The organism is Xanthomonas maliensis (genome assembly GCF_009192945.1).
GTDB classification, from domain to species: domain Bacteria; phylum Pseudomonadota; class Gammaproteobacteria; order Xanthomonadales; family Xanthomonadaceae; genus Xanthomonas; species Xanthomonas maliensis.
The window spans coordinates 1-1,683 of the sequence record NZ_NSET01000138.1 but is presented as its reverse complement, the minus strand read 5'-3'; the positions used below and the strand labels follow the sequence as shown (position 1 = coordinate 1,683).

General features: G+C 63.6%; 2 protein-coding genes. Both read right to left on the bottom strand.

Annotation, left to right across the window (positions count from 1 at the left end; translation table 11 throughout):
- Positions 1-296 precede the first annotated feature (296 nt).
- A complete protein-coding gene (locus CKY51_RS22290) occupies positions 297-587 on the bottom strand; it encodes a DUF3653 domain-containing protein (protein ID WP_057502500.1) in 291 nt (96 codons plus the stop codon).
- 81 nt (positions 588-668) lie between these two features.
- A partial coding sequence (locus tag CKY51_RS22285; RefSeq protein ID WP_152250077.1) for a phage/plasmid replication protein, II/X family occupies positions 669-1,683 on the bottom strand: 1,015 nt, incomplete at its 5' end.

Genomic DNA, 1,683 nt, shown 5'->3' with positions numbered 1-1,683 from the left:
GGTCAGCGGCGCGCGGTGGGGATGGCGTGTGCGTGAGCTCGGTCGAACGCGGGACGGGGCGACGACACGGGCAGATCTAACCCTGTTATCCGTTTTCTGCTCCCACACCCGCGAGCGCATCCCACATGCGATGCACCCGGTCTTTTGCTTGATGCGTTACGAAACGAGGCAGGGCAGGGCTTTCAGCCCGAAAACAGCGCGCTGTGCGATGCGCCCTTTATGTTCCAGTCGCGATGGTGGCCATAGCCACGGCGTCGGCCACGGCGGACAGTCCGCCTTGCTGTCCGCCCCCGCAGCTACGGCCTCTTGATGGCGGCTGCTGCACGAAGACGGCGACGATGCCGAAGGCGGCTGCGGATGTCGGTGACGGGTTCGATGGGCCGTGCCTCGGCAACGGCCAGACGCTCGTCATCCATCATGCGACGGAACTCCCGAGCTATCTCGCAAGTGAGCGAGAGCCATGTCAGCTGGTGGGGCTCGATGACGTGATTCTCCGGCGTCACCAAGTTGCCATTCACAAACGAAAAGCCAGCCCACGGGCCGGTTCCAGTCATGCTCTTTCCATCGAACGTGCGCGGCTTCGTCATGGCCGCAGATTACGCGATTCGGTGTAACTCCGGGGATGACGCGTCAATCGCAGCACCCCCCGCTTCGCAGGGGCGCAGCGGCTAAGCGACGCGTCGTGGCTCGAAATAGAGGGGTGTGCCGACAGCCCAATCAGGGACCGACACAGGGACGGCCTCCAAGACGCGATAGAGGGGCACCACGTTGGAGACTTCCTTCGGCATCAGCGTGGCGATATCAACGCCGTGCGGAAGCAATTTCGAGCGCAACCGGTAGAAGCTCGGACGGCTCATCGTCTCGCGCAAATCGTTGCCTGCTGCCCAAGCCAGATACGCGTTGTGCTGGCCCGTGGTGAGCGACGCGATGACGTCTTCCGGCAATGTGCGTGCGGTGGTCATGGTCATGCTTCCCAGTCGGTCTCGGAGTAACACCGAGGCGTCAAATGGTACACCGTCCACGTCTTTCCAAGCGGCCACCTGATCGAGGGCCATGCGCTTCAACTCCATGCTGCGGATGGTCAGCTCGGCGCGCAGTGTGCGGTCAGCCCACGCGACCGCGTGGGGCAGGTTGAGGATGGCATCTTGGCCATGGCCACGGGCGTGAATCTCCTGACCCTTGCTGTAGAGCTTGAGCGACCAGCGGCGGCTGTGCTGACCGAAATACAGGGTCGAACCCTTGACCAGCTGGCCGCGGCCACGGTGCGACAAGTGGGCGGTCTGCTCGGCGGCGCGAAGCCACGCCAGAACTTCTCCACGGCTTTGCAGGTGAAACGACTGGGTGACGTCAACGCGAGTGATCTGCACATCCCCTACAGACCACGCCAGCCGATCGAGGTCAGTGGGGGCGAGAGAGAGAACCCCGACCAAGTGCTCCATGGTGGCCATCACCAAGCCCGGAACATCGTCCGCTCCCCACAGGTTGTGGCCCTGGAAGAACTTCACCGGGTTGCCGCTGATCTCCAGGTGCGTGCAGGGGTCAACACTGCGCTGCACGGTGCGGACGGTGAGACCGCTGGAGAACGAACCCGTCACCGTTTGCCGCTTTGAGCTCATCCACCCGACGTCGCCCGAAGCGCCGACGGAGAGCTCTTTTCCCGCATCGATGCGCGCGGGATGAGCG

What these genes read in the sequence shown, in the direction of transcription:
- CKY51_RS22290 (WP_057502500.1), bottom strand. Translation starts at nt 587, where the DNA reads ATGACGAAGCCGCGCACGTTCGATGGAAAGAGCATGACTGGAACCGGC.